The sequence below is a fragment of the Acidocella sp. MX-AZ03 genome, from assembly GCF_027626035.1.
Lineage (GTDB): Bacteria > Pseudomonadota > Alphaproteobacteria > Acetobacterales > Acetobacteraceae > Acidocella > Acidocella facilis.
On record NZ_CP110774.1, the window covers coordinates 3260583 to 3286563 of the forward strand.

The window sequence follows — 25981 nt, forward strand, 5'->3', positions numbered from 1 at the left end:
TAGCAGGACCGGTACACTTTTGCGCCGCCATAGCAGCCGCAAATCAGCCGGTTCAGTGGTACACTTTGCCGCCGCTATTTCTACTGCCGCAAAGGCCGCACAGATCAGCAAACATGTCAGCCCACACACGCTGCGGTACAGTTTTGCCACCCACCTGCTCGAAGATGGCGTCGACATCCGCGTCATCCAGGTGCTGCTTGGCCACACCAAGCTCGAGAACACCGCGCTCTACACCGAGGTAGCGGCACGAACGGTCCGGGCCGTTATCTCACCGTTCGATAAAGTCATAGCGCTGATGGAGTCGCCGGCGGCACCCGGCCCCTGAGCGGATCATGCGTACCTCACTCGATGTCGCCGCTCTCCTCCCGAAAAAGAAATGTCGAGTGAAACAGTGGAATTCGGCGCCGAGCCGTTCTCAAAACTGGCCATTTTTGCGGGGCGAGCAAGCTGGTAGTTCTTGTCGGAGGCGCCGCCGGTTCGAGCACTCTGTAAATCGAAGTGGCGCTTTATAAGGGTTATATGTCCTTTGAGGTATTACGCGCCGGATCCATATGAACGTCATCGTTTTCCATTTCGGTGAAGGAAGACGCTATCGATCATAAATCACGCGAGACGGTATCCGTTGTATTGTCGTGCCTCAATTGTTGATGTCTTTGCAACGAGGAAAAGGATATGCAGGCGATTACTGCGAATAGGCACTTAAAAATTGGCGGTCTGATCTTTCCAAATTTGGACCAATGTGACTTCACGGGCCCATTTGAAGCACTGTCGCGCATTCCAAACTCGACGTTCTACACATTGTGGAAGGACAAAAATATTGTTCGGGATATGCAGGGAATGCAGCTGGTGCCCGACACCTCCTTCGAAGATGCACCACAACTCGATGTGCTGCTCATTCCCGGGGGTATGGCCAGGAAGAAGCCGCCGCAGATGAGGAAGTTCTTACATTTATCCGCAAGCAATCTAGTCATGCCCTATATGTTTACTCGGTGTGTACCGGGGCTCTCATCTGCGGTGCTGCCGGCTTGTTGCATGGCAAAAAAGCAACGACACATTGGACAGCGATGGAAGTGCTGCCGTTGTATGGCGCTATTCCAAGCGCTGATCGCGTCGTGATCGACGGCAATTACGTGAGCGCCGGAGGCGTTACTTCAGGCATTGACGGCTCTCTTATCTTGGCCGCACTTCTTCGCGGAGATCAGGTTGCAAAAGAACTCCAGCTCTACATGGCCTACGACCCCCAACCACCGTTTGACTCAGGCTCTCCTACGAAGGCATCTGCTGATGTCTTGATTACCGTCAGTGCGCGAGCGCGGGAAATTACTGAACGACGCTTTGCTAGCGCCCGCAAGTACGCGGAGCGAGCATTAGGTCCTATGTAAAATCCGCAGCAGGGCCATGAGATCCATCCTCAACGTTCGAACGGAAGGTGAGCCTTGATGAAGATTCTTGTCACCGGCGGCACGGGGTTTCTCGGCAGCCGCCTGATTGCTAAGCTCGCGCAGGCCGGCCATGAGGTATTCGCCATGACGCGCTCAGTCGTATCGCACGACGCGCTGCGTGCATCGGGCGCGGTGCCAGTGGACGCCGATCTGGAAAGCACGACGCCTCTCTCGTTGCCGGTGGTTGACGCCGTCGTGCACGCGGCCGCCCTGTTTCGGTTTTCCGGCCCCCGTGAACCCTATTTTCGGACCAATGTGGACGGCACAGCCGCGTTGCTTGCGGCTGCTGAGAGGGCAGGTGCAACACGCTTCATCTTCATCAGCGCCGCCGGAATCATTATGGATGAAGCTGGGCGCCCTACGAATGGCACCGATGAAAGCGCGCCGACATTCCCGAACCATTTTTCCGCCTATCTCGCCAGCAAGGCGCAGGCCGAGGCGCTTGTTCTGGCCGCCAACAGACCCGATTTTTGCACGATCGCGCTTCGCCCTTCGGCGATATGGGGCCCCGGTGATCCATTCAGCCGCGAACTTCCCAGGGCGATAAAATCTGGGCAGTTCGCCTTCATCGACCGGGGCGAATACGCTTTTTCGACCTGCTACGTGGACAATGTGATTGAAGCCATCGAAATCGCACTCCAATCCGAAATGGGCGGGCGGGCCTTCTTCATCGCTGATCGGGAACAACAGACATTCCGCGCATTCATCGCGTCGCTAGCGGACGTGCAGGGCTTGTCGATCGATGAACTGCGCTCCATGCCCTATTGGCTCGCATCTGCCATTGGCCGGGTCATGGATGCGGTTTGGAGGCTCATGCGGCGAGAGGACGATCCGCCGATCTCTCGTTCAATGATGCGCATGATCGGTCGGGGATTCAGCATCGATGATACCGCCGCGCGCCGGGAGTTGGGCTACGTCGGGCGGATATCGCGTGCCGACGGCCTGCGTGGATATAAGGTTTAAGCCGATTCTAAGGATTTTGACGAATGCCGCCGGTGGTGCGGCCGCATTCGTCCAAGTCGTCCCGCTTCTTCATGATGTGCTGCGCCTTACGCTGATTGGTTTGGCTAACCTTGTGAGGAAGTTGCGCCGCACGCCTTGTAGTCGCAGCACTATGTCCTGATCGGCGTCTGCTTGACGCCGAGGAGCGCGCATTTTTCCCGGTTTACACCAAAGTCACAAAGAAAGCGGTGGCCAATAAAGCAAATTTCCCTTAGATTAAGACAATGCACCAAATCGGCCTTTTCGTTTGCCCTAACCACCAGACTCTCGATCTCGCGGGCCGTTGGCTGCATTTGAAAAGGCGAACGGCTTCGTTGAAGGCAACCCCTATCGCTTGGCGGTGATTTCCGAGTTTGGAGGCACTGTCGTTGGAAGCGCAGGCGTTCCCATTCAGACACAGCCTTTTCGTAGCATGACGTTCGATACGGTAATCTTCGTCGGCGGCGGCATCGGACCTTTTCAAGAACCTGGTGTCATCGCGGCGGCAAAGGACCTCGCTGCGCGAGCTGCCCGCGTGGCGAGTGTTTGCACAGGCGCGTTCTTGCTTGCCGAGGCCGGGCTTCTAGATGGCCGCCGCGCAACCACCCACTGGCGTCTCGCACCAGAACTCCAGCAGCGATATCCTCTGGTCAGAGTCGAGGCGGACCGCATCTTCATCTCCGACAACAACATCTGGACTTCGGCAGGGATCTCGGCGGGCATCGACTTAGCGCTGGCGCTGATCGAAATCGACTTCGGAACCGAAATTGCGCGCGAGGTTGCGCGTGAGCTTGTCGTGCCCTATCGCCGCTCCGGCGGCCAGTCGCAGTTTTCAGCCATGTCGCAGATGGAACCTGACTCGGACCGTATCCGCATGGCGCTCGCGTTCGCGTGCGTTCATCTGGTAGAGCCGCTGCCGATCGAGAGGTTGGCGGAAGCAGCTAGACTGAGTGTCCGTCAATTTGGGCGGGCTTTCCGGCGCGAGACCGGCGAGACGCCGGCCAAGGCAGTGGAACGTTTACGTGTCGAGGCGGCAAGCATCAGGTTACGAAGCGGGGCCGAGCCGATCGAGCAGATCGCGAAAGCCGTAGGCTTCACCGATCCGGAACGGATGCGCCGGGCGTTCGTCAAGTTGCACGGCCATCCGCCACAAGCAATTCGGCGCGCCAAGCGTCAAGAGAATGCCGTTTAGCTGATGGCGTATCCCCCTCGGCGGCCCCGAGGGGGATACGCGACCCGAATATTCTGGGCCGTGTGCCCGCCCCGTTCTAAAGAATCGGTTGCATCAGGCCGTACTCCGAGCCGGGCAGCATTTTGTAGACCGCGTCGCGAACTTTCGGTGGCGCATCAGACGGGTTCCCGGCATGGAATGGAGGTTGCGGGTCATACTGGACGAGCAGTTGCGCCTCTTGTGCAGCCTCGGCGCCCCGGAGTGCAGCCGCTATCGTTAAACCGAAATCGATGCCGGCGGTGACACCACCGCCGCTCATGAAGCGGCCGTCCGTTACGATGCGTGCAGGATCAGGGATTGCTCCGTATTTCTTGAGATCGTTCAGGAACGCCCAATGGCACGCGCTGCGCTTCCCTTTCAGCACGCCCGAGGCGGCCAGGATAATTGACCCCGTGCAGACCGACGTGACGTATTGCGCGGTCTCAGACAGCCGGCTGACGTGCGCAAGTATCTCTGGTTTCATCATCGCTGAGAGATTGAGACCGCCAGGAACGCAAATCACATCCACTTTGTCTACATCAGCGAGCTTCTCAGTCGGTCCAAAGACGACACCGTTCTCCAGCGTGACAAGACCACCAGCCGGGCTTGCGAACCGCACCTTCACGTTAGGCAGGAGCGTGAGAATTTCATGGGGCCCGGCAAAATCCAGAAGTGTTCCGTTGGGGTATATCGCGAACAGAAAGTCGATAGGCTTTCCAGCTTCACCGCTCGCGGATGCGTGCGCTCCTCCCGGAATAAGGCTGGCTGCGGCGAGCGCCACACCGCCCATAAGTATCGCCTGCCGCCGCGAACGGCCTTCCTCACTCAGTTTTTCCTTGGTTGATTCATCAAAAACTCTAGACATATCGGGTCTCCTATCCTGTCCCGCGAAGCGGGCTGGTTGCTGGGCACCTGGATGCTTAGCGTCTCGCCCATATTTCCTAAAGGACATATTTCCCTTATTTTACGCCATCAGAGGCTGGGTGCAGATAATGTCCTGTTTTAAGGGAAATACGTCCTTTGAGACAAGCTATAAATCACTAAATTAGAGCCGAATGATGGGCGCGCCTGCAGCCATCTATTGCACATTGTGTATGAGGAGTTCGGTATGCGACTTTCAGGAAAAACAGCACTTATCACTGGCGGCACGAGTGGCATCGGCCTTGCCACCGCAAAGCTCTTCTTAAAGGAGGGCGCCCGCGTTATCGTTACCGGCCGCAACGAATCTCGTTTCGATGATGTCAGAGCAGAACTTGGCGACGGGGTCCTCATCGTTGCGGCTGATGTTCGATCTATTGAGGCCATGCAAGCGGTCACTGCTCAAGCGCAGCAGGCATTTGGTGGACTCGACATTCTCTTTGCGAACGCCGGCTACGTCATCCCAACGCCGCTCCAATCGATTGACGGGCATCAGTATGAAACAATCATGGACGTAAGCGTCAGAGGGGCCGTGTTCACGATGCAGGCCGCGTTGCCTGTACTTCGGGAAGGCGCATCAGTTGTCTTAACAACTTCGTTTATCAATCAAACAGGCAAGCATGGACTGTCGCTGGTCGCCGCCGCTAAGGCCGCAGTCCGCTCGCTCGCGCGCAGTTGGTCCTTTGAACTGCTCGACCGTAAAATCCGCGTTAACGCGGTCGCCCCCGGGGGTATCGAAACGCCGCTGCTGGGCAAGCTCGGCTTGTCCGAAGCCGAGGTGGAGAATTTCAAAGTTCAGTTCGCCTCGACCGTGCCCCTCGGGCGAATGGGCCGAGCCGAGGAGGTCGCTGCCGCGGTCCTCTACCTCGCAAGCGATGAGTCCCGATACGTCCTCGGGACAGAGCTGGTGGTCGATGGCGGCTGCTCGCAGCTCTGAAACCAGAAGCCAGTTCCACGACAAACTCTAATCATTGGAATAGCTATGACAAAGACAAAGCCTATCTCGTACCTCCTGGGGGTCTTAATGGCCTTCGCTCTTCAATGTGTTTCAGCCTTTGCGGCCACCATACGTTCGCCAGACGAAGCTGCTGTGAAGGCTGTGACCGAACAGTTTGCCGCTGACCTTGCCAAGGGTGATCTCAAGGCAATCTCTCTTCTTTATACCGATGACGCCAAAGTCCTGCCGCCCAACGCAACAGCGATTTCCGGCCGGGCTGCAATCCTCGCTTATTTCGAGAAGAACCTGCGGCCGGATCTCGTGGCGCGCGCCAAGTTCGACCATTACGAGATCTATGGTGGTGACGACGCTGCGGCCAGCATCTCCGAACTGAAGATGTACAATGGCAAAGGCGACATCATTGAACGTGGCAGGCAGACCATCGTCTTGATCAAACAAGGCGGAGAATGGAAGATCCATCGCGACATGTGGTCTGATGATACTCCAGCCAAGGTTTGCAACTGACTACGAAGGCGGGTTGGCGGTGACGTCTTGTCCGATCGCTTTGAGTTGATCAACTGGGTGGAAAATATAACCGCTTGTTGGAGCCGAACTGCGGTGTTTCGTTCGCCTTTTGCATGAATAGCGGGGGAGTGACCTGTCTTCCTGGAAGCATCGTCGGAAAGCGTTCAAGAAGTAATCGGTCCCGCTGCGCAGTAGCCTTTCGATCCCCAAATCACTCCTCAGCCATGGTGGCCAAATGGAGGAAGTGATGGGACATTCAGAATTTAATACTGGCTTTAACAGTTTGCTGAAAAACTCCTGGCGGCCGGGATTATGATGTGATTCACTTTGGCTGGCAGGTTTTGTGAGGCGTGGGGTGCGGGGTTCTTTTCGAGATCAGGGCGGGATGTTTTCGTATGTTTCACCAGAAACACGGGTTCCGGCGACCCATCCGTTGCGAGCGATCCGTGCTTTGGTGCGGGATGTTCTGCATGAGATGAGCCGCAGCTTTGCCTGGCTGTATTCCAGGGAAGGCCGGCCCTCGGTGCCGCCTGAACAATTGCTGAGCGCGCTGCTGATCCAGGTGCTGTACGGGATTCGCTCGGAACGGCAGTTGATGGAGCAACTGGATTATAATCTCCTGTACCGCTGGTTTGTGGGCTTATCCCGGATGATCCGGTCTGGAACCCGACCACGTTTAGCAAGAACCGCGAGCGCCTGCAGAACGGCGATATATTCCAGAAATTCATGAGCCGGCTGCTGAACCACCCGCGGGTGACGCCGCTACTATCGGATGAGCATTTCTCGGTGGACGGCACGCTGATCGAGGCGTGGGCGTCGCAGAAGAGCTTCCGGCCGAAGGATGGCAGCGACGATGATGGTTCGGATTTCCACGGTCAGAAGCGTAAGAACGATACCCATGCCAGCACCACCGACCCGGAAAGCCGGCTGTACCGCAAGGCCGCTGGGCGGGAGGCAAAGCTTTCGTATATGGGGCACGCGCTGATGGACAACCGGCACGGCTTGGCGGTGGGTGGCCGAGTGACCCAGGCCACAGGCACGGCTGAGCGTGAAGCCTCGGAAGCGATGTTGAAAGCCAAAGCCAAGTCGGCCGCCGGGCGGATCACCGTAGGCGAAGACAAGGCTTACGATACCGCCGATCATGTCGCCAATCTGCGCGACGCCGGCGTGACACCGCATGTCACACAAAACAACGGTGAGACCAAAACCGGCAGGCACCGCCGCAGCGCGATTGACGGACGCACCACGCGCCATCCCGGTTATGCGATGTCGCAGACCCGCCGGGCGATGATCGAGTGCATATTCGGCTGGGGCAAGCAGCACGGCACGATGCGCAAGACCAAGCTGCGCGGCGTTGCGCGGGTCGCCGGCACCTTCATGCTCAACCTGATCGCCTATAATCTGGTACGCATTCCAAAAATGGTGGCAATATAAGGGACGAGTCTGTCCGCTGGACGAAAAAAGTCCAGAAACCGGCAAGAAACTTCAATCACTTGAACCAAAATCCAGGCCCCAAAGCTAAATCAGAAAAAATAAAACCAAGTTTCGGGGTTTTTCAGCAAACTGTTAAAGATCAACGTCCGTGGAATGCAGGCCGTAGGCCCGGCGCCAAACGCGCGTTGAAGCCGCAGCAGGTGCGGGCGATCCGGTTCTGGCTTGATCATCAACGGCGCGGGGCGACCGGGCGCTGCTTGATTTTTCCATCGACATCAAGCTGCGGGGCTGTGATGTGGTAAAAATCAAGATCGGTAAAATCGCAAGCGGTGGACGAGTTAATTCCGCTCAATCGTTGTCCAGCAGAAAACCGGACGTCCTGTGCAATTTAAGTTGCCCGAACCCGCCCACGCCAGCTTGCTCGCCTGGCTGATGCAACGGGGTGGAATGCTAGACGATTTCGTCTTTCCGAGCCATACGGACCAAGTTCTCAATCATCTACAAGAAGACCGGTAATCTGCGGGCCGTCCAGATATTGCTGGACTACACAAAAATCGAGAGTACCGTAAGATATCTCGGCGTCGATGTTGAAAATGCGTTGGCCCTCGCGGAGCATACAGAAGTGTGAGCAGGATGACTATCGAATGCTCCGGAATCTATGGCCGCTTTATGCGCTCAAGTAGCAGAAAGCGGCCAGGCCGTTTCCGGCCCAAACTAGCCGAAACCAGAATGTCTTGAAATAATTTTAATCTTCTGGAAGGAGGGCAGGCAGACAGCCACGGCGCCGATGCAGGCTTGAGAGTCAGAGCTTGGCTGGAGTTTTTCATGATGGGTTTGGGTTCGGGAGAGTGTCTTCCGGCGCCTGTCATGGAGAAGTGCCATGGATATCAATGCAACTGCCGCGGTTGCGGCTGTGGGGTCCGATGCTGGCCGGGCTGGGGCGGCGGGTTTTAAGGTGGATGTTAGCCGGGGTGAGCGGCTGGGGCGGGTGTCGTCGGAATGGTTTTCGCGGCCTGATGATGAGCGGTTTTTGTCGTTGCCCGAGTTGTATGAAGCCGTGCGCGCGCGGGCTGACCGGGCCGAGGCGCGTAACGTGGAGAGCCGGGCGATCCGGGTGGAAGCTCGGCGCGATGATGGTGAGCGCCTGGCGTTGATTGTGCCAGGGCAGGAACGGCCGGTGGCGCCGACGCATTGGAGTTTTGGCCAGCTTTGCGGGCTGGTGGGGGTACCGGCGGGTATCTGCGGGATCTGCCCGCCCCGCTGGCCGGGATCAATCTGCAGCACGGCCTGCTCAACCACCGGGCTGAACTGGTCAAAACCCTGGAGAGTGATGACGGGCGGGTGGAGCTGCGCGCCGTTACTGGGCCGGATTACGGGCGCATTTGGGACCATGAGCTGGTTTCGGCGGTGATGCGGATTGCCGGCAACGGCGCGGGGGATACCAATTGGAAGGTGCCCGGCGTGCTGGATTGGGCGACCATGACGCACAACCCGTATGTGGATGTGACGAAGGAGACCACCACACTCTACGCCAGTGACAGGGATGTGTTTTTGTTTCTCGTGGATGATACGCACCCGATCGAGGCCGGGCGCCTGCCGAACGGCGAGCCGGATCTGTTCTTTCGAGGCTTCTATTGCTGGAATTCCGAGGTGGGCTCGAAGACTTTGGGCATTGCCTCGTTTTATTTGCGGGCGGTGTGTGCCAACCGGAACATCTGGGGTGCGGAGGATTTCCAGGAGATCAGCATCCGGCATAGCAAATTCGCGACCCAGCGCTTTGCGCATGAGGCAGCACCAGCACTGCGGCGCTTTGCCAATTCCTCGCCTGCTCTGTTTGTCGCGGGCATTAAAGCGGCGCGGGAGCAGATTGTGGCGCGCCAGGATGATGAGCGCGAGAGTTTTTTGCGCAAGCGCGGTTTCAGCAAAGGCGAGACGGCGAAGATTATTTCCTCCGTGCTGGAGGAGGAAGGTCATCCGCCGGAGTCCGTGTTTGATTTCGTGCAGGGCATCACCGCGCTGGCGCGCTCGCGCCCGCACCAGGATTCCCGGTTGGATTTGGAGGGCAAAGCCAAGCTACTGCTGGAACGGGTAAGCTGATCGGCTGATCACCGGGGGCTGGTTTGCCGTTGATGTTTGTTATGCCGTGGGCCGTTATCGGTCCACGGCTTTTTTTGTGGCGCGGCAATCAGAGGGAGAGAGCGGCGGAAAAATCTGTGATGGGTTTGCAGGTCAGGAGAGTGGCTCCGGGCCGCCCGTCATGGAGTTTGTCTCATGAGTAAAACAACCAATAAAACTATCCAGAAAATCACGCTGAGCGCCTCGCGCGATATTCCGTTTGATAGACTGGTGCTGTCACAATCGAATGTACGGCGGGTGAAGGCAGGTGTCTCGATTGAGGAACTGGCGGCGGATATCGCCCGGCGCACGCTGCTGCAGAGCATCACGGTGCGGCCAGTGCTGGATGAAGCGGGTGCCGAGACCGGTATGTTCGAGATCCCCGCCGGCGGGCGGCGCTACCGGGCGCTGGAATTGCTGGTGCGGCAAAAGCGGTTGGCCAAGACCGCGCCCATCCCGTGTGTCGTGCGCACCGACGGCATCGCCGAGGAAGACAGCCTGGCAGAGAATGTGCAGCGGGCACCTTTGCATCCGCTGGATCAGTTCCGGGCGTTTCAGGCACTGCGCGAGAAGGGGCAGAGCGAGGAGGAGATTGCGGCGGTGTTTTTTGTCGCGGTCTCGGTGGTGAAGCAGCGGCTGCGCCTGGCCGCCGTTTCGCCCCGGCTGCTGGAGGTTTATGCCGAGGATGAGATGAACCTCGACCAGCTGATGGCTTTCTCGGTCAGCCCCGACCATCAGCGCCAGGAGCAGGTATGGGAGGCGCTGCAGCGCTCCTACAACAAAGAGCCCTACCAGATCCGCCGGATGCTGACAGAAGGGGCGGTGCGCGCCAGTGACAAGCGGGCGCAATATGCCGGTGAGGATTATATCGCAGCCGGTGGGGCGGTGATGCGCGATCTGTTTCAGCAGGATGATGGCGGCTGGCTGCAGGATGCTGGGCTGCTGGCGCGCGTGGTGGCGGAGAAGCTCGAGCGCGATGCCGATACGATCCGGGCCGAGGGCTGGAAATGGGTCGAGATGGCACCTGAATTTCCATACGGCCACAGCAATGGTTTGCGGCGCATTCCGGGCGCGCGCCGTCCGCTCACCGATGAGGAGATTGCCCAGGTTGAGGCGTTACGGGCCGAGGCTGAGCAACTCGAGGAAGAAGCCGCCGAGGCGGATGAGGTCTCCGATGATGCCGATGGCCGCCTCGCGGAAATCGAGGTGGAGATTGACGCGCTGACCCAACGCCCGCCGGTGTACGATCCTGCCGAGATGGCCATGGCGGGGGTATTTGTCAGCATCGACGGCACTGGCGTGCTGCGGGTGGAACGCGGCTATGTTCGACCTGAGGATGAGCCGGCGGTGGTTGAGGAAGCCGATGAGGCAGACTTGGCGGGTGAGGGCAGGGCACAGGGGCAGGACGGATACAATGATGCCGATGGCAGCGATCCCGGCCGCGCGGATTCCAGAGTCATCGCCGCCCATATTGGCGGCGGGCGGAGCCAGAAGCCGAGCCCGAGGAGGAAGATGGGCTGAAGCCGCTGCCCGACCGGCTGCTGACCGAGCTGACCGCCTATCGCACGCTGGCGCTGCGCGGGGCGCTGGGCCTTGAGCCCGGCATTGCTTACCTCGTCCTGCTGCACGCGCTGTGCCTGAAACTGTTCTACCGCTATGGGGCGGAATCCTGCCTGGAGATCGAGGCGAAGAGCGTGATGTTTGTCGCCCAGGCGCCGGGCCTGGCTGACACGCCCTTGGCGGCACGGGTTGATACGCGGCATGAGGCTTGGGCGGCGCAATTGCCCGAAGATTGTGCCGAGCTGTGGGATGCGCTGATCGGCTTCGACAGTGACAGCCGCGAGGCCTTGTTCGCGCATTGCGTGGCGCTGACGCTGAACGCCACGCATGATGCCTACAACCGCCGCCCCCGTGCGCTGGCGCATGCGGGACGGCTGGCGGAAATTCTGGCGCTTGATTTGGCCGCTGCGGGCTGGGCGCCGAATGTGGACAATTATCTCGGACGGGTGACCAAAGCGCGTATTCTGGAAGCGGTGCGAGAGGCCAAGGGCGAGCAGGCGGCACAACGGCTGGAAGGACTTAAGAAGGACGCCATGGCCGAGGCCGCCGCGCAGGCGCTGGCGGACTCCGGCTGGCTACCCGAGGCGTTGCGCACGAAAGGCGTGGAGACCATGACGATGCCGGCAGATTCTGCGGCGGTGCCCAAGCATGGTACCGCCGCCGCTGTTAGCGCGGATGTGACCGGCGAGGAGGTCGAGGCGGTCGATCTTCCATCCGCCGAAGACGTAGAACAGCTCGAGCCGCACGACATCGCGGCTGAGTGATTGCCACAACCCCGAGGCGGCCAAAAAGCCACCTCGGGTCTCTTCCCTCATCCAACCTCAATTCCAACCCGGCTCCGTGCCGGATTTTGCATTTCTGGAGACAGATCATGTCGGACAATCACAATTCAGCACCTGGTCAGCAACCGCTTGCCAGTCCCGATGCGTTTTTAGCCTCGTGGCAACAAAGAGAACGCGCGTATCGCGCGCGTGCGAGCGCCCTACTCGAGGGCAACAAGAAGGTGCTGTTCGCCATTCTGGTGGAGCATGGCATCACCGCCGTGATCGTGAATTTCGACGGCTATGGCGATAGCGGCCAGATCGAGGACATCACGGCCCAGGGCGGCGATGGTATCGTTGAACTGCCGGATGAGCGGCTCGAGATTTTCTGTGCAGCCTGGGATAGCCCGGACATCGAACGCCAGACCCATACGGTGCGCGAAGCCATCGAGGCGCTGTCCTATGATTTTCTGGCGCAGACGCATTGCGGCTGGGAGAACAATGACGGCGCCCATGGCGATTTTACCTTCGACGTGACGGCGAACAGCATCACGCTCGATTATAATGAGCGCTATACCGCTTCCGAAAATTATTCCCATGAATTTTGAGGAGGCGGCAATGGCACATCCTTACCATCACGCTTTATCCTCCACAAAAAAATGGGGCGGGACGGCGGAAGATTTTTTGGACCTGCATTCCTGGTTCGATGAATCGAGACTCATAACAGCAGACTTTCGGCATCGGGCGCTTCGCCATCACGCCGAGGGCATCTTCATGGCGGAGAGATTTTTTGGCCCCGTCATCACGATCTCGACAGGGCGCATCGTACCTGTGCGCCTGATCGGCGAACAGCATGTCCGGGAAGATCTCGGCTTCATACCGGGCTTCGCGGATTGGATCAAAGCGATCCACCCCGAACCCTGGATGGGCCGGGCCGTGGCGCTGCATAGACTGCACGATCCTTTTGCAATCGATGCCGCCTGAGCATCGCGTTTCAACAATCATATCTTTCAACCCAGAACCCGGCCCCGTGCCGGGTTTTGCAGTTCTGGAGGCCAACATGGCGGATTATTATTCACCGACTATGATACCGGAGATTATCCCGAACGCGGACATGACGAAGTTGGAGTTGTTGTTGCTCTCGCATATGTTCGATGCGGAGTTGGATGGCGACGGAACCTATTTCCATTCCTGGCAAGGTCCGTCGGATCTGATCTGGGTTGATCGCGCCGAACTCAAAACGGCGCCGGACGCGGCCCGTGGCAGTGACAGCCAGGTGTGGGGCTACGTGGAGGAGAAATTCAAAAACGCTACATCGGATGAGGACTCCGTTGAACTGGATATGAGCGGCGTGTCGTGGGAGGTCATTCTTCAGGACATCGTGCGGCGTTCCGCCAAGCTGCGTTATATCACCATGACGACGGCGTTTACTTGTTCAAAAATGCGCGCCGATGGGTTTGGCGGCATGGCGCTGTTCATCACCGCCAATGCCATCAAAGCCTGCTCGACCACGGAGTTTCTGTCGGATTGTCTTGCCGACATCGCCGGGCAGGCGGGCGGGTAGCCCGATGCTCGGGCCAATCCACGGAAAGCTGAGAACCACGACCAATGCGGATGGGCCGGACCCGGCAGCGGGACGGCCCATTTTGCATGGGCGATTACAGCAACATCGTTTTCACACCCAGTGCTGCGCTGGCCTCGCCGAGGCGGCGGTCGAGTGTGCAGAGCGTGGCGCCGTGATCCGCGCAGATGGCGAGATGCAGGGCGTCGCCCGCGCGTAAGCCCAGCGTGTATTGATCCGAGAAACGGGCGGCGGTGCGGAATTGCAGCCCGCTGATGAGCAGATGCAAAAAGCTTTCAGCCGCCAGTTGCGCGAACATGGCCAGGGCATCGGCACGGTGCGTTGGTTGCAACTGGCCGGTGCGCAGCTTGATCGATAAGGCCGAGGAGAATTCCGTTATCACCCAGTCACTGATGGCAAGCTCTCCGGCCTGCTGGGCTGCCAGCCAGGCCTGCATGCGCTCGGTCTCGGCTTCATTCGTCAGGGCGGCAACCAGGAGCGAAGTGTCGAGATAGAGGCTCAATAACGCGCCTCGTCGCGCATTTGCCGTACCGTCTCGCGCGCGGGTTCAGCCTGTTTTGGCATGGCGGCGGTCACGGCTTGCAGGGCACCGAGACAGACCGGCTTGCGCGGTGTGTTGGCGGAGACGATCTGCGCCACCGGCTTGCCACGGCGGGTGATTCCCACGGCCTCTCCGGCGGCGGCGCGTTCGACCAGCTCGCTTAGATGCGCCTTGGCGTCGGCGAGGCTGACATTGCCCATGGGGCGCTCCTGACCAATTAGATGGTCACTTATACCATAGACTTTGGCCGAATGGAAGATTTGCGAGGGAATGCCGCCCGCACACTTCCGATTCGGAAGATAGCGCGTGAGCCGGGCCGAGCGATAGGCTCCGCTGTTCGGCAGCTTGATGGGCTGGTGCCCCGGTTGGTGGAAACTCTTTGGTAATGGAGGAGAAAGCGATGCCCAAGCGTGATTTTTCCATGCCGGTAGCCGAGCTGGCGCAGATGCTGGCGCGCCGAGCCGAAGCGGTGTGCCGGCATTATCTGCCCGCCGGGCGGCGTGAGGGCCGTTATTGGCTGGTGGGGATGTTCATAATACGCCGGGCGGTCTTTGTTTGTCCGCCTCACGGGCGGCGGAACGGGCAAGGGGCGGCGGGGCGCTGGCAGGAATATGTTGCTTAGCGTGTTATGTTGCGGAATTCCGGACCATGCCTTTTGGCCTGACATGACCTCAGATCGCCGCAACATAATCTCCTGCGTCACAAGGATTTGAGGAAGGCCATGAGGTCTTTATCGTTTTTCCATGACCGGCCGAGTTGAGGCTGCCCCACCTCGCAGAGTGCCACAGCTTGGGCTTTGAGTGTTATGTCGATCTCTGCATAGATATTGGTGGTGCTGATCGAGACATGGCCGAGCCAGGCGCGGACGGTATTGATGTCGACGCCGGCAAGGACGAGGTGGCAGGCTGTCGTATGCCGGATCACATGCGGGGTTATCGTTCTACCAGCTAACGCCGGCACCCGGGCGGCACAACGTTCGATCAGCCGATAGACGCCAAAGCGCGTGAAAGGCGTTCCAAGCCTGCTCACGAAGACCGCATTTTCGGCCGCGCGGCCGAGCACTCGTTGGGCCAGCACGGCTTTTGTCTCCGGCCAAAGCGGGCACTGGCGTGTCTTGCCACCTTTTCCATGCAAGGTGACCAGATCATGCCCCCTGTTGCCGTGCTCAAGCTGTAGATCACGCACCTTCAATTGCGTGGCCTCGGAGACGCGCGCCCCGGTATTGTAAAGAAAGAGCAGCAGCGCATATTCGTCACGCCCCCTCGGCGTCTTCCGGTCAGGCACGGCGAGCATGGCCTCCATTTCTGGCCTAGCCAACCAGCCGACCGGCTGCTGCATGGATTTTTTGGATGCGATGGCCCGGATATGGCCGCACCATTCGATATGGGCTGGGTCCCGGCTGCCGATGAAACGGGCAAACGCCCTGATGGCGGCAAGGCGCTGGTTACGGGTCCGGGCGGAACATCCCCGGTCCTCCTCCAGATGTGCCAGGAACTGCAGCACATGCTGGGTTGAGAGATCGCGCACAGCCAGCCGGTCCACGGGCTTGCGCAATTTGCGGCTGATGAACGGTAGCAGCAAAGAGAATGTATCCCGATAGCTGGAGCGCGTGTTCCGCGCCAGGTTGCGCTCGGTGACGATATGTTCGGACAGGAAGCGCCGCAGCCATGGGCCGAGGGTTACGAGATCATGCATCCTGGCCTCCATGCGCATAGCATGCAAATCGCAATGATGCCTGCTGCAGCAGCTCCGGTGTCATCGTCAGGTAGATTTTGGTGCCTTCTAGATCGGCATGGCCGAGATAGGTGGACAGTACGGGCAGCAATCTCTGCACATCCGCGCCCTGTCGATACCATGCTGTGAGGCTGTGGACCGCGAAACTGTGCCGGAAATCATGCAGCCTGGGGAACAGCCGGCCACCCGCTCTGCCATGGACACCGGTGATGCGCCGTAAGGCATCGAATGCCGCCTGAACGGTGCTGCTTGCAAGCCGCGTTCCGTCCCGATTTGCGAGCAGGAAGGATTCCTCATCTGACGCTGCCACGCCAGGGCGGCGCAGAGACATATAATCCGCCAATATTGACGCCAGGTGTGGTCCGAGCGGAACCAGCCGGCTTTTATAAAACTTGGTGGCACGTATTGTCAGGACGGCTGCTGGCAGTTCGACATCCGCCAGCGTGAGACTCATCGCTTCGCCGGCGCGCAACCCGGCGCCATACAACAGCAGCAAAAGCATCCGGAATGTATCGGCATCCAGCTGCACTGCACCCGCGCGGCTGGCTTCTATGGTGTCGCGGTCGAACAGCCTCCGCAGTTCGTCACGCGCATAAATATGCGGCGGCGTCCGGGTTGGCGGCCTCGGCTCGTTGTCCGGCATTGGTGAGGCGCTTGCATGGCCGCGGCCGATCGCATGACGCCAAAATCCGGCCAGCGCGTGATATTTGTTCTCACGCAGCCGCGTCAGCTGCCCATTGCCAGTCAAAAAAGAAAGGATATGCGCCGTGGTGACAGCATCGCATGCGGCATCGCCGTCGGCATATCTCAGAAAGCGACGCAGGATGCTTGCGCTGCCGATGAACTTCGCACCATGCGCCTGCCGGAGGGCAATGTATTGTTCGATGGCTTCTCGCAGTGTCATGCCAACCCCTCCAAATCGAGAGCCGCCACCTCGCGTAGCGCAGCGAGGTTGACCTTGGCGTAAATTGCCGTGGAGGATGGATCCCGGTGCCCCAGAAAATCCCCGATTACCTTCATCGATATGCCCTGGTCTAGGAGATGCTGGGCTGCGGCGTGCCGCAGCGCATGGGGCCTCGCCGCCCGGCGATAATGCCAATATTTGCGAGGCGACTGGCGACGATCCCGCTCAGGGATTTTCTGTCGAGCGGCCGTATCGGCGCACATGATGTGAAGAAGAGGCTGCGCCCGAAGCCGGTTGGCCGGGCATTCCGCACGTAGCTCAGAATGGCCTGGCCGACGCTTTGCGTCAGCGGCCACAAATGGGTCCGGCCAGGCTTCGGGCAGCGCACACGGAGCCGCTCATTCTCCCAATCCAGATCGTCCAGTTGCAGGCCGGCGACTTCTCCCGCCCTCAGTCCGTAAGCGATAAACAGCATCAGAACCGCGCGGTCGCGTTTGTCGACCGGACGGTCGCCCTGGACCGAAGCCAGCAGACGCAAGACATCCTCGCGCGGCAAACCCTTCGGTATCGTCTCATCGGCCATGAACCCCGGTACCATGATGCCCGCGGCTAATCCCGACCGACACCAGCCGCGCGCTTCGGCAAATATAAAGAATGCCTTCAGACGCTGGGCGTAATCATGTATCGTCCGGCGGTTCCAACATCCGCGTTTGCGCTCCGCCATAATGGCGGCATCTACGTCCACCATCCGAAGGATGCTCAGCGTGATGCCGCGCTCCGCCAGCCAGATAAAGAAATGATCGGCGGCCCGGCGGTAGCTTTGAATTGTTGCCTCGGACAAACCGCGTTCTGCGCGCAGCCACCCTTCAAAAATGGTAGCTTCGGCATGGTGCGGGTGGCAGGAGGTCACGGGTTCATCGAGCCATCCCAGGAAACGGAGCCACTGTATCCCGAAGCTTACGAACCGCTCGTACACTTTGAGCGAGGCCGCCCGCTTACATCTACGTTCCTTCGGCCGTGCCCAGATTGCGGCTGCAGCCTCGACTTGCAGAACGGTCACCGTGCTGCCTTCCTGCAGATCCAACAGCCGGATCAGGCTCAGTTGAGCATTGGCAGCCCTGCGCAAGGTGCTCCGGCGAGCCCCGAGCCTTTGGAGACATCGCAGATAATGGGCTCGCTGCTCGGCGAGCGGCGCCGTCTGATATTTTTTGACGAATGCCGGAATGACAAAGAGTTCTTCAAACATGGTCGTGTCTCCTTGATGGTGGAGACGCAATCATGCCGATCTGGCGCCGTTGGGAAATTATGTTGACTGCCGGTTAGCCAGTTGGCGGGCCGGCTACCAATGACGGGCACTCCGCAACATAATACGCTAAGCAACATATTCCTGCTTATGTGCAGTTACACATAAGCAGGATGCCGCCGAGGGCACGCATGGCGATTTGCTGGACTTGATCCGGGAGCGTCGCGGCCTGACGGAATTCCGGGATGTGGCTGAGGAGGCAAGGCGGTTTTTGGGACTGGCTGGCGATGGTCATGCTGCGGGCGACAAACACCGTAGCTGCCACCTCCAGGGCCACGTGCCGAGTTTACGGGGTGCTTGTGCTGTTCCCGAGCCGCAGGCGGATGATAGCGCTGATCCCGCCTCTGATGCCACCAATGCCCAACGCGCCGCCAAGCGGTTGTTCGGCAACGCGCAGCCCCTCTCGGGCACGCTTGGGCAAACCTATCTGCACCGGCGCGGTATCACGGCGGCGGCACTGACCGGCATAGGCGCGTTGCGCTTCCATCCGCGCTGTTTCTACCGCGCGACACCCGATGCTCGGCCGGAACCCTGGCCGGCACTGATCGCGGCGGTCACCAATCTCGATGGCACCATCACTGGTATTCAGCGCACCTGGCTTGATCCTGACGGGTTTGAGCCCCTCGATCCTATCCAGTTGGGTAAGGCGCCACTGGTAACTCCACGCCGGGCGCTGGGGCTGCTGCTGGGCCATGCGGCGCGGTTTGGCGCCACCACCCCAGGGCTGGAAGGCGAACCGGTGAACGGCTTGCTTGTGGCGGGCGAGGGCATCGAAACCGTGCTGTCGTTGCGCTGTGTGCTGTCCGCCATCCCTATGGCGGCCGCACTCTCAGCCGTGCATCTTGCAGCCCTCATGCTCCCTGCTGGGCTGCGCCGGCTCTATATCGCCCGCGATGCTGATCCGGCCGGTGACCGCGCCGTGGCAGGTTTGACCCAACGCGCAATTGCCGCCGGGGTCGAGGCGATCACGCTCTCGCCCCGGCATGGCGATTTCAACGATGACCTCCGCGAACTTGGCCTCGCGGAATTGCGGGCAAACTTGCGGGTGCAACTGGCGCCGGAGGATGCTGTGCGCTTCGTGGCGACACCTTGAGATTTTACCTGGCGGATTGGCAGGTGATGGCCCGCCAACGCCGGGATCATCGCCGCCGCTGGGTACGGCATCCCCTTCCCGCCGGGTGGCCGCGCCAGCGGCCTTCCGAGAGGGCGCTCTGTGCCGTGGGCGGCGGCGGCCCGCAATGGCGGCGGGGCCGCTATTTTCCGCCGCCCAGGGGAATGATCGACAACACTGATTGTGATGAGCCAAACCCGGGGCTTTGCATCGCGAAGCAAAATAGCGGCCCCGCCGCCATCCTCCGCTTCGCTACGGCCTCAAGGCCCACCCCATTGCGCAGGCGCAATGGGGACCCCGGGTGGGTGCGGGCCGCCGCCGCCCACGGCCTGGATCGCCATGGAAGGCCGCGATGGGCGCGGGCTTCCGGCAAACAGGAGCATTCCATGACCCGCGATTATGACGATACCGGCTATGAGCCACCGCACGCATCCTCACCCACCGCGCATATTCTCAACGAGTTGCAACTTTATGGCTACCATCCTGGCCAGGAAGAGCCCGACCCGCGGCCCTTGCCAGAAGCGCCGCTGATTGCAGGCGCTGTCGCCGACATCTTTGATGCCTTTGTCGCTACCTTGAGTGACACCCGCCTGGAGCCTGACCTGGAGGAACTGCTCTGGGCCACGGTCAATTTGTTCCACCGCGCAGGTGGGCGGATCGAGCGGCAGCTCGACGATAACGAGCAGGCGCAGAAACGCAGCCAGAAGGAGCAGGACGGCTCGGAGATACGCTCCGTCGAACTTGAACGGCTGACGGCGGAGGGGCAGACATTGCTGGAGCGGCGTGATTGCCTGGAATTCTTCCGCGATCAGGCCGCCGAGCAGTTTGAACGCCATACACGCAACGCCTGGCGCCCACGCTCAGGCTCAATGGTCAACCACCGGGCGCTGACCGCGTCCCTCATCGATAGCCGGGATTTTATTGCCGCCAAGCGCCAGGCACAGATTGCTCCGTTGCTACCCTGCGGCCCCAAAATCGCCTTCACCGGCGGGATGGAATGCAATGACCACATCCTGATCTGGGACAAGCTCGACAAAGCACACGCCAAGCACCCGGATATGGTGCTGCTGCATGGCGGCAGCCCGAAGGGTGCCGAGCGCATTGCCGCCGCCTGGGCCGATGCGCGCAAGGTCACGCAGATTGCCTACCGCCCCGACTGGACAAGGCACGCCAAGGCCGCCCCGTTCCGGCGCAATGACGCGCTGCTGGATGCATTGCCGATTGGCGTGATGGCGTTTCCCGGCACCGGCATCCAGGAGAACCTCGCCGACAAGGCCAAGAAGCTCGGCATTCCGGTGTGGAGCTTTGGGAATGGGGGCGGATAGCCTCAACCTATCCCATTCCATCCATGGTTATCATGATGGTCATTGCCACGATCGTCACGGCGGTGACCATCGGGATGCGTCAGGCGAGCCTGGGTGGCATCAAGCTGGAGTGCAGCACCCGCCTTTACCGTCAGCTGCCTGGATGGGCGGGCAGGGCACCGTGCCGAAGGAGCAGAACACGCAGCAATCGCCATGGTTGGGGCGCAGCAGTACGCCACAGCCTTTGCATTCATAGAAATACTGGCAGGCATCGGTCGGCATTGTTTCGGTCGCCTGGAAGCCGCAATTCGGACAGGTGAGCGTTGATTCCAGAATCACAGATGTTTCACGCATAGAGATAGCCGATCGTCAGCAGGGCGAACCCGGCCAGCAGCGCGACCAGCGTCATGCCGCGCATGGCCGGTTTGGCGCACAGCCCGCCAGGGGCGCAGGCGTCAGCAACCGCCCGTCGGCGCCAAAACAGCGCGGCACCTCCCGCAAGGCAGATGGCCCCGGCTACGAGTAGTGAGCCCCTGTGCGGGCGGCCAGGGAGGCGATACCGAACAGCCAGGCGGAGCCGATTCCCATTGTCGCCAGCAGGAAAGGCAAACCGCAGCAGGAGGCGACCCCGAATGCCGCCGCAAAGCCGCTTAAAGTGAGCAAGGTGGCCCCTGTATCGCGAAGGGGCGGGCGGCAGTGGCCGGGCTTGGTTCGTTCAAATTTGGCGGCATGCGGGTGATCTCCTGATTGCGCCGATAAGGGCTACCCGCTCTCCTAACATCTGTAGTAACTACAGACTCAAGGGCTGATGGAGATTGCCGTGCGCCAAGTGATGCAAGATGCCATGCCGATCGGGGAATTCGCGCGGCGTACGGGCTGTGCGATCGAGACGATCCGCTTCTATGAGAAAATCGCCATCCTGCCGAAGCCGCGCCGGCGGGGCCGTTACCGGCTGTACGAGACCGCCGATATCGGCCGCCTTGTGTTCGTGCGGCGCGCGCGGGAGCTGGGGTTTACGCTGGAGGAGGTGCGGCAATTGCTGCGCCTGTCAGGTGCCGGGGCTGACGCATGCGCAGATGTGCGGGAGCTTGCCGCCGCGCATTTGAAAGATGTGCGGGCGCGGATTGCTGATTTGCGGGCCATGGAGCGCGTGCTGGCGGATGCGGTGAAGCGCTGCGATGCGGGAACCGATGCCGCCTGCCCGCTGATTGAGACGCTCACCGCGGCATGATGCTCGCCCGCGCGGCATCACCGGCGGGGTTTGTCGCGGTGTGTATCCGGTTTTTCGTATCGAATGAACGCAAAAGTCGTTGCCCTCGCGCGGCATTATCGTGGATTGGCAGGGTCGGGTGTGCATCTCGACTCATCGCTTGGCCAGAATGATCGCTCCACGGCAAAACGCATGACCATGTGCCGACCAATCCGCTTGTCCATTGATGCGAGGGCAGGGGCAGTGGTGACGCAGCCGGTTATACGCGGCATGATGGCGCAACTGCGTCTGCAAGACAGGTCTCGTGCATCCACCATGGATGATGCCGCTTTGATGAGAACCTCGAGTGTCGCCAAACATCTCCTGAATGCCTGTCCCAAGCCGCGCCACGCGGCCTCTCATTGGCTGATCTGACCGAAGGACGATCGCCTTCCTGCAATGGCGGCCTCCGGCTTTTTTCCCCGGCAGCGATGCTGCCTCCTCGCGGACGCTGCGCTCAAAAAAAGCCAGACCCCGCCATCCTTCGCTTTGCTACGGCCGAACACGGTGCAGGCCGATCGTGCCCCCGGTCAATAGATCGCCATCGAGGCTGCGATGGTCGCGGGCTCGAAACAGCACAGGAGATTTGACATGGCTACCATCGGAACCTTCAAGAAAGCCGGCAATGAAATCCACGGCGAGATTGTGACCTTGAGCGTACAGACGAAGAATGTCCGCATCGTGCCTGAAACCAACCGCAGCAACGACAACGCACCTAGCCATCGTATATTCTGCGGCAGGGCGGAGCTGGGTGCTGGATGGTCAAAACGTTCCGCCGAGGGACGCGATTATATCTCGGTCAAGCTGGATGACCCGAGCTTCAGCGCGCCGATCTACGCCAACCTCTTCGACGATGAAAGCGGCGATGGTTACACACTCATCTGGTCCCGTAGCCGTAAGCAAAACGGGGAGTAACAAACGTGATGAACCCCGCCCGGCGATGCCGGGCGGGGTTTGTTATGTAAATTGGTGGGAACTTTTGGGAAATGTCGATATCGGGAGGAAAAAATTTCGAAACAACAAACGCAGCTTTTTGAAAAAAGCTGCACCAAAAACTTTTGAATAATCAGAGAGGGTTGGCTATGTTGGAGCTGCCTTCTGACAGAGTTTACGAATATTCGCGCCCATTATCAGTCGTAAATGATTTATCTATTCGCGGCGATTCAAAAAATAGCTGCTTTCTTATTGACATCTGCGATTCGTCGGCTCCCATCAATGATTTCGATTATAGGCAGGATAGGCCGAAAGTAGACTGTCTCCTTTGGGATTAACAGCGCGGATAGACGAAACATGCGATTGTTCAGCGACACAAAATTGATGGATATTGGCTTCTGAGTGGCGCCTCAAATAAGCTGCATTTCACGAAGGAACCTGGATGGGGTTTTTGCCCAGCCGCTGACCCTACGAGAGTAAGTTAACGTCAGAGTTTCTTGCGAACGCGTAATTGCGACGAAACAGTTCCGGCGCTCTTCCTGCATATCGCGGCTGTCATCTCCCTTCTTGATTGCAGCCCAACTCGGCAACTGGTCCTCGACTAAGCCCATGACGTAGACGTGGTGGAATTCCATGCCCTTAGCGGAATGGATCGTATAGCAGGGGATACCATTCATCGGCGGCGGCGGCGACTTTGAGCGCAGGTCGAATTCCTGCAACAGCAGATGCAATGTCACTTCTGGGCGCCCGTATTGGGCGCACACATCTCCCACGAGGTCATGCCAGGTCGCCTTCTCTTCGTGGTATTCGTTAAATACGCCATCCGGGTCAGGTTTCGTGTCCGGTAACCCGTCTAGCCAAGCGAACGCATCCTTAAGGAACGCCCAGAAGTCCAGGCGATCAACGAGCTTGCTGATCAGGTCTTTGACGAGGATACGAGCATCAGAGGACAGCCCTTCCCGTGCCAGCACGACATCCGCCCAGCCGCGAAGATAATTTCCATCTCCCGCGCTGGCATGCGCGACGACATCGCTAGCGGCGATGTTGATACCTTCCAAAGAATAGAAACTCTTACAGACCCGGCTAAGCTGCTCGCGGCTGCTTGGGGCGTTCGCGAGCCGCAGAATGGCATGAAGCCATCGAAGCGATGCGCTTTCAAATTCTGTTTTCCGTATCGCAAGAAATCCTGGTAGGCCACTGGCTGTCAGAGCTTCGACAGCGAGATCGAGCAGCTTGCGCGTTCGCGCCAGTATCACACAACGCGAACGGGCCGGCGCCGGCCGGGCAGCAATATCGGAAGCAATCCACACAATTTCTTCATCCACCATATCGAATTGACGCACGCGTATCATGTCACCAGAAACCGTAGTCTTGTGAGCTACAAGTGCCATTTTCTCGGACGAACGACTGAAATTATGCGCAATTAGTTTGTTGGCCAATTCCACAACCGCCGGTGGGCAACGATAATTTTGCGGCAGCTGCAGCAGCTGCATGTCGAACTCGCAACGCAGTGCCCAAAGCCTCTCAGGGCTGGCGCCATTCCACTGGTAAATAATCTGGTCGTCGTCGGCGACAACAAACAAATTTTTTGTCGTCGGATTAACCAGCAGCTGCAATATCTTCGCCTGCGTCAGGTTAGTATCCTGAAATTCATCGACGCAGATATAGGCATAAACACGTTGAATCTGCCGTTGAACGCCGCTCCTTGAACGAAAGAGATTGAGCGCCTCTGCGATCAAGCCTGCGAAATCCAACGTGTTGTTAGCAATCATGAGCGATCGGTATTTCGCGTATATCGCAGCCAGCGTTTCAGGCTCATCCAGCGAGCCACGCGACAGTGCATCCGCCGCCATATCCGGTGCGATGTCATTCTCAATCAACCGATTCACGAGGGGCAGCAGTCTTTCGCCGGTGACGTTCAACCGCGATTGCGATAGGTCCACATCAGAAATCGCCTCATCTAGCAGGGAGTGGCGATCCGTATCCTGCGAAAGAAGCGTAAAATCCGGCCTTAGACCGAGGTGGTGACCGTGCTGGCGTAGAATGTCGGCTGCAAACGAATGAAAGGTAGTGAGCTGCGTGCGTTCGCTCGCATCGGGCACGAGAATCTCGATCCGTTCCCGCATCTCTGCGGCGGCCTTATTGGTGAACGTCAGGCCGAGGATTTTGAAATGTCTACCGGGAGAAGATTCGATCAACCGGGCAATACGGAAAGTCAGGACACGCGTTTTTCCGGACCCAGGGCCAGCAAGCACCAGAAGCGGACCCTCCTGCCACTGGACTGCGGCAAGCTGGTTTTCGTTGAGCGTGTGGAGATTGAGCGCCATCAGCCGTTGCTCCGCGCAAGGGTTTGAGTCTGGCCAATTATGTTGGACAAAAGAGTGGGAACGCCGGCTTTTCCCTGCTTCGCCATCTCATCGACCACAGCCAGCGCGTTTCGTGGCTTAGCATTCTTACTCTGCGCGTCGGTGACTTGTTTCCAATACAACGACGTTCCCTTGGTTGCTTTCACCTGTGACGATTTCTGCGAAGCAACACTGGCCTCATAGATCGACCCGAACCCTTCAATGCAGAGAAATACTTCCATGTCACCATGATCGAGAACCTTAATATGATCGGATGCAGGCCGGCCGTCGAGCTGGGACTTTGCCGACGTTTCATAGCTCAAGCCAGCTTGATCATTATCAGCCACCACAAACCATGCAATTCCGAGTTGATCAGCCAATTTAATAATTTTCTCAACCCCGACCTGAGAAAACTCGATGCACGAAATTCCCTCGGCGTCCAAGTCGCAGCCCAGGATTCGAGCGCATTCCGGCAGCAAAGTGCCTTCTGTCTCGCCTTCGACAAGCAGCCAGCAGCGGGAAAATAGTAAGCTTCCCGCGACAATCTGACTTGGTAATCGAGCTTGCGGAGCTCTTCCTTTGTGAAGACGCCTTCGCCGATCTGATGGACACGGATTTCACCGTTTCGGCGAGATAGCCGCCGAATCTTGGTGAGCGGTACTCCGGCAAGCAGATCGCCCGAGTGGGTCGTGATGATCTTTTGGCCCGATAGCGTCTGCAGCATCGTACCTACTGCTTTCGCGGCAGACGGGTGCAGATGAGCCTCCGGCTCTTCCAGCGCCAGTAATGGTTCGGCATGTTCACCGTATGACGATTCCAACCGGCTTTGCAGGAATGCGTCGAATAGGCAGATCACTGCAAGGCTTTGTGCGCCGTTGCCGTGACGGGTAATCGGAATGCGCGCGCCGGACTTTGAAGAAAGGCTAATTTGTGTCCTTGAGAGTATATCAAAGATTTTGGTCGGCAGGGCCTCGATCGTCACTGGCTCCCCGCCCCCAGGGGGATCAAATCAGCGGCTTTCTTTAGCAGTTTGCTGAAAAACCCCGAAACTTGGTTTTATTTTTTCTGATTTAGCTTTGGGGCCTGGATTTT

General features: G+C 59.1%; 22 protein-coding genes and 8 pseudogenes. 18 read left to right on the plus strand and 12 right to left on the minus strand.

Features of this window, described 5'->3' with window-relative positions:
- The first annotated feature begins 19 nt into the window (after positions 1-19).
- From GT370_RS18020 to GT370_RS18040, 5 genes and pseudogenes are all read left to right on the plus strand, one after another.
- Entirely contained in the window at positions 20-325 is a 306-nt protein-coding gene (locus tag GT370_RS18020; protein WP_442865458.1) for a tyrosine-type recombinase/integrase, read from the plus strand.
- A gap of 347 nt (positions 326-672) precedes the next feature.
- Positions 673-1103: pseudogene (locus tag GT370_RS18025) on the plus strand (DJ-1/PfpI family protein); the annotation flags it as partial.
- Positions 1104-1112: 9 nt separating this feature from the next.
- Positions 1113-1382 (plus strand): hypothetical protein, encoded by a 270-nt coding sequence (locus GT370_RS18030; protein WP_270184444.1) that lies wholly within the window; start codon positions 1113-1115, stop codon positions 1380-1382.
- Between the two features lie 57 nt (positions 1383-1439).
- Complete coding sequence (locus tag GT370_RS18035) at positions 1440-2405, plus strand: NAD-dependent epimerase/dehydratase family protein (RefSeq protein WP_008495253.1); 966 nt, start codon at positions 1440-1442, stop codon at positions 2403-2405.
- A gap of 263 nt (positions 2406-2668) precedes the next feature.
- Positions 2669-3615: pseudogene (locus tag GT370_RS18040) on the plus strand (GlxA family transcriptional regulator).
- A gap of 76 nt (positions 3616-3691) precedes the next feature.
- On the opposite strand, the gene GT370_RS18045 reads toward GT370_RS18040, so the two are convergent.
- Positions 3692-4498: a DJ-1/PfpI family protein gene (locus GT370_RS18045; protein ID WP_008495255.1), complete on the minus strand. Its 807-nt coding sequence runs from the start codon at positions 4496-4498 to the stop codon at positions 3692-3694.
- 243 nt (positions 4499-4741) lie between these two features.
- Here GT370_RS18045 and GT370_RS18050 point away from each other — a divergent pair, with 243 nt between their 5' ends.
- The 8 genes and pseudogenes from GT370_RS18050 (at position 4742) to GT370_RS18085 (ending at position 13447) form a co-directional block, all read left to right on the plus strand.
- Entirely contained in the window at positions 4742-5488 is a 747-nt protein-coding gene (locus GT370_RS18050) for an SDR family oxidoreductase (RefSeq protein ID WP_008495256.1), read from the plus strand.
- A gap of 87 nt (positions 5489-5575) precedes the next feature.
- On the plus strand, positions 5576-6013 hold the full coding sequence (locus tag GT370_RS18055; RefSeq protein ID WP_168118447.1) for a YybH family protein: 438 nt from the start codon (positions 5576-5578) through the stop codon (positions 6011-6013).
- A gap of 355 nt (positions 6014-6368) precedes the next feature.
- A pseudogene (locus tag GT370_RS18060) lies at positions 6369-7447 on the plus strand (IS5 family transposase).
- A gap of 880 nt (positions 7448-8327) precedes the next feature.
- Positions 8328-9544 (plus strand): annotated as a pseudogene (locus GT370_RS18065) (DUF932 domain-containing protein).
- 174 nt (positions 9545-9718) lie between these two features.
- Positions 9719-11886: pseudogene (locus tag GT370_RS18070) on the plus strand (ParB/RepB/Spo0J family partition protein).
- A 107-nt stretch (positions 11887-11993) separates the two neighbouring features.
- Entirely contained in the window at positions 11994-12491 is a 498-nt protein-coding gene (locus GT370_RS18075) for a DUF6878 family protein (protein ID WP_039885430.1), read from the plus strand.
- 10 nt (positions 12492-12501) lie between these two features.
- Positions 12502-12867: a DUF6915 family protein gene (locus tag GT370_RS18080; protein ID WP_008495261.1), complete on the plus strand. Its 366-nt coding sequence runs from the start codon at positions 12502-12504 to the stop codon at positions 12865-12867.
- Positions 12868-12943: 76 nt separating this feature from the next.
- Positions 12944-13447 (plus strand): hypothetical protein, encoded by a 504-nt coding sequence (locus GT370_RS18085; RefSeq protein WP_008495262.1) that lies wholly within the window; start codon positions 12944-12946, stop codon positions 13445-13447.
- Between the two features lie 94 nt (positions 13448-13541).
- Here GT370_RS18085 and GT370_RS18090 read toward each other — a convergent pair whose 3' ends face one another.
- Together GT370_RS18090 and GT370_RS18095 are read right to left on the minus strand one after the other, a co-directional pair.
- Positions 13542-13967: a type II toxin-antitoxin system VapC family toxin gene (locus GT370_RS18090; RefSeq protein ID WP_008495263.1), complete on the minus strand. Its 426-nt coding sequence runs from the start codon at positions 13965-13967 to the stop codon at positions 13542-13544.
- Positions 13964-14206 (minus strand): type II toxin-antitoxin system Phd/YefM family antitoxin, encoded by a 243-nt coding sequence (locus tag GT370_RS18095; protein WP_008495264.1) that lies wholly within the window; start codon positions 14204-14206, stop codon positions 13964-13966. Before GT370_RS18095 ends, GT370_RS18090 begins: the two co-directional genes overlap by 4 nt.
- A gap of 221 nt (positions 14207-14427) precedes the next feature.
- Here GT370_RS18095 and GT370_RS18100 point away from each other — a divergent pair.
- Positions 14428-14605 (plus strand): annotated as a pseudogene (locus GT370_RS18100) (DNA primase); the annotation flags it as partial.
- Between the two features lie 100 nt (positions 14606-14705).
- Here GT370_RS18100 and GT370_RS18105 read toward each other — a convergent pair.
- Genes GT370_RS18105 through GT370_RS18115 form a run of 4 tightly spaced genes read right to left on the minus strand, consistent with a single transcriptional unit; the run spans position 14706 to position 17890 of the window.
- Complete coding sequence (locus tag GT370_RS18105; protein WP_008495808.1) at positions 14706-15719, minus strand: tyrosine-type recombinase/integrase; 1014 nt, start codon at positions 15717-15719, stop codon at positions 14706-14708.
- Positions 15694-16644: a tyrosine-type recombinase/integrase gene (locus GT370_RS18110; protein WP_008495807.1), complete on the minus strand. Its 951-nt coding sequence runs from the start codon at positions 16642-16644 to the stop codon at positions 15694-15696. The genes GT370_RS18105 and GT370_RS18110 overlap by 26 nt, the downstream gene beginning before the upstream one ends.
- Positions 16641-16877: a tyrosine-type recombinase/integrase gene (locus tag GT370_RS21685; protein ID WP_442865538.1), complete on the minus strand. Its 237-nt coding sequence runs from the start codon at positions 16875-16877 to the stop codon at positions 16641-16643. The genes GT370_RS18110 and GT370_RS21685 overlap by 4 nt, the downstream gene beginning before the upstream one ends.
- The gene (locus GT370_RS18115) at positions 16775-17890 is read right to left on the minus strand and encodes a tyrosine-type recombinase/integrase (RefSeq protein ID WP_270183040.1); all 1116 of its coding nucleotides are present in this window, start codon (positions 17888-17890) and stop codon (positions 16775-16777) included. The genes GT370_RS21685 and GT370_RS18115 overlap by 103 nt, the downstream gene beginning before the upstream one ends.
- 196 nt (positions 17891-18086) lie before the next feature.
- Between GT370_RS18115 and GT370_RS18120 the strand changes: the two genes are divergently transcribed.
- Both GT370_RS18120 and GT370_RS18125 read left to right on the plus strand, forming a co-directional pair.
- Positions 18087-19040: a DUF7146 domain-containing protein gene (locus tag GT370_RS18120; RefSeq protein ID WP_270183495.1), complete on the plus strand. Its 954-nt coding sequence runs from the start codon at positions 18087-18089 to the stop codon at positions 19038-19040.
- 404 nt (positions 19041-19444) lie between these two features.
- Positions 19445-20383, plus strand: coding sequence for a DUF2493 domain-containing protein (locus GT370_RS18125; protein WP_039885774.1), 939 nt, complete (start codon positions 19445-19447; stop codon positions 20381-20383).
- A gap of 99 nt (positions 20384-20482) precedes the next feature.
- Here GT370_RS18125 and GT370_RS18130 read toward each other — a convergent pair whose 3' ends face one another.
- Positions 20483-20716, minus strand: coding sequence for a GDCCVxC domain-containing (seleno)protein (locus GT370_RS18130; protein WP_083878906.1), 234 nt, complete (start codon positions 20714-20716; stop codon positions 20483-20485).
- A gap of 466 nt (positions 20717-21182) precedes the next feature.
- Here GT370_RS18130 and GT370_RS18135 point away from each other — a divergent pair, with 466 nt between their 5' ends.
- Complete coding sequence (locus tag GT370_RS18135) at positions 21183-21593, plus strand: MerR family transcriptional regulator (protein ID WP_442865459.1); 411 nt, start codon at positions 21183-21185, stop codon at positions 21591-21593.
- A 609-nt stretch (positions 21594-22202) separates the two neighbouring features.
- A complete protein-coding gene (locus GT370_RS18140; RefSeq protein WP_008495803.1) occupies positions 22203-22526 on the plus strand; it encodes a DUF736 domain-containing protein in 324 nt (107 codons plus the stop codon).
- A 428-nt stretch (positions 22527-22954) separates the two neighbouring features.
- Here the strand turns inward: GT370_RS18140 and GT370_RS18145 are convergent, their stop codons facing one another.
- The 4 genes and pseudogenes from GT370_RS18145 to GT370_RS18155 all read right to left on the minus strand — a co-directional run.
- Positions 22955-24871 carry an ATP-dependent helicase gene (locus tag GT370_RS18145; protein ID WP_008495804.1) on the minus strand — a complete coding sequence of 639 codons (1917 nt, stop codon included), beginning with the start codon at positions 24869-24871 and terminating at the stop codon, positions 22955-22957.
- Positions 24871-25212, minus strand: a complete 342-nt coding sequence (locus GT370_RS18150; RefSeq protein ID WP_270183496.1) for a hypothetical protein — start codon at positions 25210-25212, stop codon at positions 24871-24873. Before GT370_RS18150 ends, GT370_RS18145 begins: the two co-directional genes overlap by 1 nt.
- A 69-nt stretch (positions 25213-25281) precedes the next feature.
- A pseudogene (locus tag GT370_RS21690) lies at positions 25282-25368 on the minus strand (hypothetical protein); the annotation flags it as partial.
- Positions 25369-25433: 65 nt separating this feature from the next.
- Positions 25434-25871 (minus strand): annotated as a pseudogene (locus GT370_RS18155) (ATP-dependent nuclease); the annotation flags it as partial.
- Positions 25872-25981 lie beyond the last annotated feature (110 nt).

What these genes read in the sequence shown, in the direction of transcription:
- GT370_RS18110 (WP_008495807.1), bottom strand. Translation starts at nt 16,644, where the DNA reads ATGACACTGCGAGAAGCCATCGAACAATACATTGCCCTCCGGCAGGCG.
- GT370_RS18055 (WP_168118447.1), top strand. Translation starts at nt 5,576, where the DNA reads ATGGCCTTCGCTCTTCAATGTGTTTCAGCCTTTGCGGCCACCATACGT.
- GT370_RS18085 (WP_008495262.1), top strand. Translation starts at nt 12,944, where the DNA reads ATGGCGGATTATTATTCACCGACTATGATACCGGAGATTATCCCGAAC.
- GT370_RS18035 (WP_008495253.1), top strand. Translation starts at nt 1,440, where the DNA reads ATGAAGATTCTTGTCACCGGCGGCACGGGGTTTCTCGGCAGCCGCCTG.
- GT370_RS18045 (WP_008495255.1), bottom strand. Translation starts at nt 4,498, where the DNA reads ATGTCTAGAGTTTTTGATGAATCAACCAAGGAAAAACTGAGTGAGGAA.
- GT370_RS18095 (WP_008495264.1), bottom strand. Translation starts at nt 14,206, where the DNA reads ATGGGCAATGTCAGCCTCGCCGACGCCAAGGCGCATCTAAGCGAGCTG.
- GT370_RS18125 (WP_039885774.1), top strand. Translation starts at nt 19,445, where the DNA reads ATGACCCGCGATTATGACGATACCGGCTATGAGCCACCGCACGCATCC.
- GT370_RS18075 (WP_039885430.1), top strand. Translation starts at nt 11,994, where the DNA reads ATGTCGGACAATCACAATTCAGCACCTGGTCAGCAACCGCTTGCCAGT.
- GT370_RS18140 (WP_008495803.1), top strand. Translation starts at nt 22,203, where the DNA reads ATGGCTACCATCGGAACCTTCAAGAAAGCCGGCAATGAAATCCACGGC.
- GT370_RS18080 (WP_008495261.1), top strand. Translation starts at nt 12,502, where the DNA reads ATGGCACATCCTTACCATCACGCTTTATCCTCCACAAAAAAATGGGGC.
- GT370_RS18105 (WP_008495808.1), bottom strand. Translation starts at nt 15,719, where the DNA reads ATGCGCATGGAGGCCAGGATGCATGATCTCGTAACCCTCGGCCCATGG.
- GT370_RS18115 (WP_270183040.1), bottom strand. Translation starts at nt 17,890, where the DNA reads ATGTTTGAAGAACTCTTTGTCATTCCGGCATTCGTCAAAAAATATCAG.
- GT370_RS18145 (WP_008495804.1), bottom strand. Translation starts at nt 24,871, where the DNA reads ATGGCGCTCAATCTCCACACGCTCAACGAAAACCAGCTTGCCGCAGTC.
- GT370_RS18130 (WP_083878906.1), bottom strand. Translation starts at nt 20,716, where the DNA reads ATGCGTGAAACATCTGTGATTCTGGAATCAACGCTCACCTGTCCGAAT.
- GT370_RS18050 (WP_008495256.1), top strand. Translation starts at nt 4,742, where the DNA reads ATGCGACTTTCAGGAAAAACAGCACTTATCACTGGCGGCACGAGTGGC.